6 protein-coding genes are annotated in these 7,605 nt (G+C 67.9%); 2 read left to right on the forward strand and 4 right to left on the reverse strand.

The window, feature by feature from the left end; translation table 11 throughout:
• Window positions 1-56: 56 nt before the first annotated feature.
• Together LOZ83_RS19240 and LOZ83_RS19245 are read left to right on the forward strand one after the other, a co-directional pair.
• The gene (locus LOZ83_RS19240; RefSeq protein ID WP_236792229.1) at window positions 57-1,814 is read left to right on the forward strand and encodes a class I adenylate-forming enzyme family protein; all 1,758 of its coding nucleotides are present in this window, start codon (window positions 57-59) and stop codon (window positions 1,812-1,814) included.
• Between the two features lie 14 nt (window positions 1,815-1,828).
• On the forward strand, window positions 1,829-2,752 hold the full coding sequence (locus LOZ83_RS19245; protein WP_236792230.1) for an enoyl-CoA hydratase-related protein: 924 nt from the start codon (window positions 1,829-1,831) through the stop codon (window positions 2,750-2,752).
• Between the two features lie 9 nt (window positions 2,753-2,761).
• Here the strand turns inward: LOZ83_RS19245 and LOZ83_RS19250 are convergent, their stop codons facing one another.
• The 4 genes from LOZ83_RS19250 to LOZ83_RS19265 are packed head-to-tail and all read right to left on the reverse strand — an operon-like array spanning window position 2,762 to window position 7,225.
• A complete protein-coding gene (locus LOZ83_RS19250) occupies window positions 2,762-3,865 on the reverse strand; it encodes an acyl-CoA dehydrogenase family protein (RefSeq protein ID WP_236792231.1) in 1,104 nt (367 codons plus the stop codon).
• Between the two features lie 23 nt (window positions 3,866-3,888).
• Window positions 3,889-5,067, reverse strand: a complete 1,179-nt coding sequence (locus LOZ83_RS19255) for an acyl-CoA dehydrogenase family protein (RefSeq protein ID WP_236792232.1) — start codon at window positions 5,065-5,067, stop codon at window positions 3,889-3,891.
• On the reverse strand, window positions 5,064-6,311 hold the full coding sequence (locus LOZ83_RS19260; protein ID WP_236792233.1) for a hypothetical protein: 1,248 nt from the start codon (window positions 6,309-6,311) through the stop codon (window positions 5,064-5,066). Before LOZ83_RS19260 ends, LOZ83_RS19255 begins: the two co-directional genes overlap by 4 nt.
• Window positions 6,308-7,225 (reverse strand): TIGR03619 family F420-dependent LLM class oxidoreductase, encoded by a 918-nt coding sequence (locus LOZ83_RS19265; RefSeq protein WP_236792234.1) that lies wholly within the window; start codon window positions 7,223-7,225, stop codon window positions 6,308-6,310. Before LOZ83_RS19265 ends, LOZ83_RS19260 begins: the two co-directional genes overlap by 4 nt.
• Window positions 7,226-7,605: the final 380 nt, after the last annotated feature.

Genomic DNA, 7,605 nt, shown 5'->3' on the forward strand with positions numbered 1-7,605 from the left:
CGGGGTGCTCGCGCCGCCGGCAACGCGGCGGCGCTTGACGTTCAACGAGGAGCGACATGATCACTGGCGAAAGCCGCGCCGTGGGGGACCGTCACCGGTATGCCGGCATCGGCGACGAAACCCTGGTGCGGCAACGGGTCACGGCCGATCTCACGGCCCCGGGCACGCCGTTCGAGATCAGGGTCGCCGAGGTGCTGGGCCGGCGGTGCCGGATCTACGCGAACGCACCCGGAACGCTGCGTGACGTGTACGCCAAGGGTGCTCAATGGCACCGGAAACCCGCGATCACCTTCGAGGGCGAAACCCACACCTGGGACGAGTACCTGGCGATCGTGGCCCGCTTCGGCCGGGCGCTGGTCGAACGTTTCGGTGTGCGCAAGGGAGATCGCGTGGCGCTGGCCATGCGCAACTACCCCGAGTGGCCGTTCGTTTTCGCGGCCGCGGTCAGTGTGGGCGCCGTGTGCGTTCCCTTGAACTCGTGGTGGTCCGGTCGCGAACTGGGGTACGCGCTGGCGGACTGTGACGCCAAGGTTTTCATCGGCGACCGTGAACGAGTGGAGCTCGTGCAGGGAATACGAGCGGACCTGCCCGGCCTCGAGACCGTCGTCGAGGTCCGGCCGGGCGAGGTCGTCCGGGGCGACGTCGAGTGGCAGCAGCTGCTGGCTGACGTGCCGGAAGGCCTTGATCTCAGCGCTGTTTCGCTCGATGCCGACGACGACTGCACGATCATGTACACGTCGGGCACCACCGGCCGTCCCAAGGGCGCGATCACCACGCACCGGGCCCATGTGGCCAATCTGTACAACCTCCTCGTCCAGGGCGCGATCGACGCGGAGCTGGACGCGTGGCGGGGTGAGCCGGCGGCGGCTCCGCCCGAGGCGCCGGCGGCTCTGGTGCCCGGGCCGCTGTTCCACGTCGCCAACCTGCCGAAGCTCTACCTCGCCGCGATATCCGGCCGGCATCTCGTCTTCATGTACAAATGGGACGCGCGACGCGCCATCGAAATCATCGACGGCCTGGACGTGGACGGTTTCTCCGGGGTGCCCACGGTGATCCGCCAATTGCTGGACACCGTGGAGGCCGACGGTTCCACCTTGCCGTCGCTTCGCCTGATCGGCATGGGCGGGGCGCCGACCCCGGCCTCGCAGATCGAGCGCATCAAGACCCTGTTCGACGGCCGGGTCGCGGTCAGCACCGGGTACGGGCTCACCGAGACGACCGGTGGCATGATCGGCATCAGCTCACACGACTTCTTCGCCCGGCCGCTGGCGGTCGGACTGCCGTACCCGACGTCCGAAGTCCGGATCGTGGGCGAGGACGGCGCCGACGTCGGCGCGGGCGAACTGGGGGAGGCCTGGTTCAAGGGACCCACCGTCGCGCGCGGCTATTGGAACCGCACCACGGAGTCCTTTTCGGACGGAGGATGGTTCCACTCGGGCGACATCGTCCGGCGGGACGAGGACGGGTTCATCCAGATCGTGGACCGGCTCAAGGACGTGGTGATCCGCGCGGGGGAAAACGTGTACTGCAGTGAGGTCGAGAACGTGCTGCACGGACATCCCTCGGTGTGGGATGCAGCCGTTTTCGGTGTGCCGCACGAACTCTGGGGGGAGGAGGTGGTTGCGGTCGTGCACACGCGGCCCGACGCCGGTGTCACCGAGGAAGAGCTGCGCGCCTACGCGGCGGGCCTGCTGGCGCCGTACAAGATCCCGAGTGCCATCTTCATCGACACCGAACCGCTCCCCAGAAACCCCACCGGGAAAGTACTCAAGACCGAACTGCGGCAGGTTTACGCCGACCGTATGGTGCGTTGAGCGAGGAGCGAGCAATGACCGACGCCCAAGAACGAAGCGACGACGATCCCTTCGCGGAGATCCTGTATTCGGTATCCGATCGGGTGGCGACGATCGTCCTCGACAAGCCGGAGCGGAGAAACAGCCTGAGTTTCCGGATGCGCCGCGAGATCATCACCGCTTTACGGAGCGCCGAGCGGGACGACGACGTCTCGGTGGTGCTGATCAAGGCCAACGGGCCGTCGTTCAGCGCCGGCTATGACCTGTCCACCGCGCCGCGCAAGCAGACCGACGACGCTCCCGATCACGACGCGAAATATTATCGGGATGACGGGAACTATCCGGAACAGTGGGTCGCCGCGGACGAGTTCAACGGATGGACCGACCAGTGGGCGCGCAGCTGCGTGCGCGACTGGATGAACGTGTGGAACCTGCTCAAGCCGGTGGTGGCGATGGTGCACGGGCACTGCCTGGCGGGTGGTACGGAGCTCATGTCGTTGTGCGACATCGTCTTCGCAGCCGAGGACGCCCAGATCGGCTACCCGCCGACTCGCGGCATGACGACACCGGACATCCCGTTCTTTCCGTGGAAGATGACGATGGCGCAAGCCAAGTATCTGCAACTGACCGGAAACTCGGTCACCGGTGCGGAGGCGGCGCGGATCGGCTGGATCGCCAAGGCATTCCCGGCCGCGGAACTCGAAGCGGAAACGATGCGCGAGTTGCGGGCGATCTCGTCGATCGCGCCGGCGCTGCTCGCGGCCAACAAGCACTCGGTGAACCAGGCTTACGAGATCCAGGGCATGCGCACGCATTTCGACCAGTCGTGGTCGTGGCACGCGTTGAGTGGCTCACTGCGTCCGGGCGCCCGCACGTTCGCGGAGAAGATTCGTGAAGGCGGCCTCCGGCATGCCCTCGACTGGCGGGACGGTCCCTTTCGGGCCGAGGGCTTCCGGTAGACGCCCGCGTCAGATGCCCAATGCGGCGCCGACGAGGTCGCGGTGGAAGTCCGGTGTTCCCAGGAGGAACCGGTCGCTCGTCGCGCGCTTGAAGTACAGGTGCGCCGGATGCTCCCAGGTGAAGCCGATGCCGCCGTGAAGCTGGAGCGCACCGGCCGCGACCGCGAAGTACGCGTCGGAGCAGGTGGCCTTCGCGACACTGGCATTGAGTTCGATCTCCTCGGTGTCGTCCGCGATCGACCGGATCGCGTCGGTGACCGCGCAGCGGGCGAGTTCGACCTCGACGAGCATGTCGGCCAGCTTGTGTTTGACCGCCTGGAACGAGCCGATCTGGCGGCCGAACTGGTAGCGCTGCTTGGCGTACTCGACGGTCATTTCCAGCATCCGCTCGGCTCCGCCGAGCTGCTCGGCGGCGAGCGCGACCGCCCCGAGCCGCAAGGTGCGGCGCAACCCGTGCCCAGCGTCCCCCTCGGTGCCGATCAACCGCGCGGCCGGCTGGTCGAGCGTGATCCGGGCCAGCTTGCGGGTTTGGTCCAGCGACGCCTCCACCTCGATGGACATCCCCGGCGCGTCCCGCTCGACCGCGAACAAGGAGATGCCGGCGTCGGTACGAGCCGCGATCAGGACCACGTCCGCGACATGCGCGTCGAGGACATAGCGCTTGACCCCGTTGAGGTGCCAGGTTTCCCCCGATCGCGATGCTCGGGCGTGCACGGCGTCGAGATCCCAGCCGCCGCTGTCCTCGCTGAACGCGACGGTCGCGATCGTCTCGCCACTCGCTATTCCGGGCAGGTAGTCCAGCATGGCCTCGCGGTCGCCGGACTCGAGCAGCGCGTTGGCGGCCAGCGCGACGGTGGTGAAGAACGGGGATGGCAGCAGCGCCCGGCCCAGCTCCTCGAACACGATGCCGAGTTCGGGATATCCGAAGCCGCTACCGCCGAAATCCTCCGGTATCGCCAGTCCCTGCAAACCGATCTCCTCCGCCATCCGCGCCCACACCGGTGCGTCGTATCCCGCCCGGTCGTCCATCAGGCGGCGGACTTCCGGCTCTGGAGACTGCCGCTGCAGGAAAAGACGAACGGTTTGGCGTAGCTCCTCGTGTTCGGTGGGCATGAGCTCCCTTTGATGTGGTGGGTTCAGCCGCGTGGGATACGCGAATAGGGCACGTCCTTGTCCACGCGCGGCTCGGCCGGCAGGCCGAGTACCCGCTCGGCGAGGATGGTGCGCATGATCTCGGTCGTCCCGCCCTCGATGGAATTCGCCCGCGAGCGCAGGAACCGGGTCCGTACGTCCGGCTCGGGGGCGTCGAGGCTGTACTCACGCATCGCGTAGGACTCGTAGAGCAGGCTTTCGTCGCCGATGAGATCGAGACACAGCTCGTATCCCCGCTGGTTGAGCAAGGCGAAACCGATCTTGCTGATCGAGTTTTCCGGGCCCGGTGAGGATCCCGGATTGTGCACGCGGCGGCTGGCGAAGGAAACCAGAAGCCGCGCCTGTATCCACGCGTCGATTACCCGTGGACGCAGGTGCCGCACTCGCTCGCCACGTTCGCGGTACAACTGCAAGGCGATCTCCGCCGGGCCGAGGTCCATGCTCTTGGTACCGAACATGGTCCGCTCGTTCATCAGCGTGGCCATCGCGACCTTCCAGCCCTCCGACACCTGCCCTATTCGCGCGCTGTCCGGGATGTGCACGTCGGTCAGGTAGACCTCGTAGAACTCGGCCTCGCCGGTCATTTGGCGTAGCGGGCGGACTTCCACGCCGGGGGTGGACAGGTCGAGCGCGAAATAGGTCAGCCCCCGGTGCTTGGGCACCTCGGGATCGGTGCGCGCGAGCAGCATCCCGACCTGGGACACGTTCGCCATGGAGGTCCAGACCTTCTGGCCGTTCACGAGCCACCCGTCATCGACCCGGACCGCGCGGGTGCCGATCGCCGCCAGGTCCGAACCCGCGCCGGGTTCGGAGAAGAGCTGGCACCATCGCTCCTCGCCCAGGAAGATCGGCCGGAGGTGGCGCTCGTGCTGCTCCCGCGTTCCCCACGCGAGGAGCGTCGGCGCGGCCATCGAGTAGGCCAGCCGGTTGGCCGCGCGCCCATCAGGTGCGCCGGCTTGCTCGAGCCGTTTGAAGACGCGGTCTCGCAGTTCGCGGGGGAGTCCGAGCCCTCCGTTGCCCTTCGGGAAGTCAACCCAGGCCAGGCCCGCGTCGAACTGGGCGGCCAGAAAATCGCGCGGCTCGGTTGTCGCGACCGGATTGGTGAGGAGAAGCGCCTCGATCGCGGCATCGACCGTTTCGGCGTCTTGATCGGTCACACTCATCGCTGGCTCACCCGGCGACCGCGGATCAGCGGGCGGAACATCGGGTACGAAATCGGGTGCTGGTTGGCGCCGATCTCGGGACCACCGCGCCAGCTGTAGAGGCACAGGCAGCGGTCGGCGCTCCTGTTGGTGATGTCGTCGCTGGTCGGGGTTGTCTTCACGACGCCGATGGCTTCGAAGAACCGCGTGGTCCGCGCGAGGTCGGGCAGCGCCGCGTTCATCGCGAGCAGTTCGGCCGGGGTGGCCCCGCACTCGTGCTCGGCAAGTGCCGCCCGGGCGTCGATCGAGCTGATGGGGCCCTCGAATCGCGCGTTCCAGGCGTTGAACCAGCCGATATAGGGGACCCGCGGCGACGGGTCCACCGGCTCGAACGCGAACCGGCGGGAGTGGTTCGAGACCCGGACACCGAGCATTTCCGCCTGCTCACGCCAGGGAATCCGCGGTTCGATCACCAACGGGATGTCGAGCTGTCCGCGATACTCCGGCGGCTGGGCGGTGATGACCGGTAGCGAGGACGCATAGACGGACGCGCTCATGCCGAGACGGTCAGGGAACCCTGCCGCGATGTAGGCCTCGACGGTCTTCGACCAGAGCTGGTTCCACTCCGTCTGGGGCGACGGGTGCGCCGAACGCGTGCGGACGCCGAGCATCCGACCGTGGTCGGTGGCCATGAGGTCGTACCCGACGAGAAGCGCTCCAGGCATCGGAGGCTCGTCCTCACGTCCCTCTTCCGGCTCGGGGCCGTCGAACCGGGCCGCGACCGTCCGGCCGTCGTACGACGTCGCGAGACGTATCCAGCTTCGGCGTTCGTCCAAATGGTGCCCGGTCAGCGAAAACTGGTCCTGGCTGGCCACGATGTACTGGTCGAGCGTGAGCAACGCGCGACCGGAGCCGGCCAAGGCGTCGTGGACCTGTTCCTCCGTCAGGTCGACGAGCGGCGCGTCGATGGCTGCCTCGTAGTCGAACCAGCCCCAGATGTCGGCGGTGTTCACGAAGCCGTTGACCGGAGGCACGGCGTACGAGCCCATGTCCGGGAAGAGGGTGCTGAACCGGTGCCGAGTGATGTGCGAGCTCAGCTCGGCGGGGAGGTAGGCCACCGCTCGCCCGTCCCGGTGCAGCTCGTGCAGGGCGTCGTCGTCGAACGGGCACGGCGGCACCGCTATGGGGAGTCCGAGAGCCTCGGCCCTCTTCTCCCACAGCGCACGCTGCAGGCGGGTCTGCTGGTCAGCGGTCGTGCCGGTCACAGCCCGGCCATCTGCTGAACCGCGTCGAGCGCCCGCAGCGTCTCGGCGGGGGTCGGCGGCGGAGCCGCCAGGGTCGCGGCGCCGACGGCCGGCCAGTCCTCGAGGGGGATTCGCGTGCCGGGGTGGTTGTACAGCAGGACCATGAGGCGCTCTGCCCCCGCGTTCTCGTAAGCGTCTCGGATCTCCTCGCTGGGGTCCCGGACGCCGACGGTGATGGAGATCCCGGCGGGATCCCGGCCGATCCGGTCGCACTCTTCGTCGAGAGCCTTCCTGGCAGCTCCGACCTGATCCGGTGTGAGACCGGTCGCGAGCCAGCCGTCGGCCCACGCGGCGATCCGGCGCATGGCCACCGGAGTGGGCTGGGCACCCACGATGACGGGGGGATGCGGCCGCTGCGCCGGCCGCGGGTCGCAGATCATCTCGGGAAAGGAGACCAGTTCGCCCTGGTAGGAGGCGGTCTCGTTCGCCCAAAGCTCCTTCATCGCCTTGACCGAGTCGATCGTGTAGCCCCAGGGTTTCTTGGCCGCGGCGGGATTGTGGAGGGCGGTGACCTCGGTCAGCCAGCCGGTACCCAGGCCGAAGATGAAGCGGCCACCGCTGAACGCGTCCAGCGTCGAGGCGGTCTTGGCCAGGCTGAGCGGCGGATGCTCCGGCACCAGGCACACACCGGTCGCGACGCGGAGCCTGGTGGTGACCGCGGCCATCATGCTGAGCACGACGAAGGGGTCGGCCATCTGGTGGTAGACGTCCGGGATCTCGCCCCCGGTCATGGGGAACGGGATCCCGGGATGCTTGGGCACCACCGTGTGCTCGGGAGCCCAGTACGACTCGAAACCCCGCTCCTCGAGCTCGCGAGCCAAGGTGACCGCGTCGATGGTGTGCGAGGTGACCGCAATCTGTGCGCCGATCTTCATGACGTGACTCTCCCCGCGCGACCTCGTCTCAGGCCAGCACCGGGTTTCGCAGAGCGGGACACGCCGTGGTGCGGTGCTCGATGGTTGCCGTTGGGATCGCCCGGCTGGGGGCTACAGCATGTGCGGCTGTTCGAGATCGGCGCCTTCGGGACCACCCACCGGACGTCGACGGCGTCGACGTCCGATTCGCACAACCCCTTCTCACAACATGCTGGTGAGCGTGGTCGGTGAGATGACCGAGTCCGAGCGCCAGCATATTTCAAGGGCGGCTGCGGGCCGTTCGCAACTCGGGAAACCAGCCGTGGGTTACCGTGGTGGGGGCCCCCCCGGCGGGGGCGGCCCCCCCGGCCGGCGGCAGGGGAGGGGGGGGGCCCGGGTTT

The sequence above is a fragment of the Amycolatopsis sp. GM8 genome (genome assembly GCF_021653975.1).
Classification (GTDB): Bacteria; Actinomycetota; Actinomycetes; order Mycobacteriales; family Pseudonocardiaceae; genus Amycolatopsis_E.

Bases quoted from the DNA above. Each gene is read 5' to 3' on its own strand.
- LOZ83_RS19240 (WP_236792229.1), top strand. From the start codon at position 57: ATGATCACTGGCGAAAGCCGCGCCGTGGGGGACCGTCACCGGTATGCC.
- LOZ83_RS19245 (WP_236792230.1), top strand. From the start codon at position 1,829: ATGACCGACGCCCAAGAACGAAGCGACGACGATCCCTTCGCGGAGATC.
- LOZ83_RS19250 (WP_236792231.1), bottom strand. From the start codon at position 3,865: ATGCCCACCGAACACGAGGAGCTACGCCAAACCGTTCGTCTTTTCCTG.
- LOZ83_RS19255 (WP_236792232.1), bottom strand. From the start codon at position 5,067: ATGAGTGTGACCGATCAAGACGCCGAAACGGTCGATGCCGCGATCGAG.
- LOZ83_RS19265 (WP_236792234.1), bottom strand. From the start codon at position 7,225: ATGAAGATCGGCGCACAGATTGCGGTCACCTCGCACACCATCGACGCG.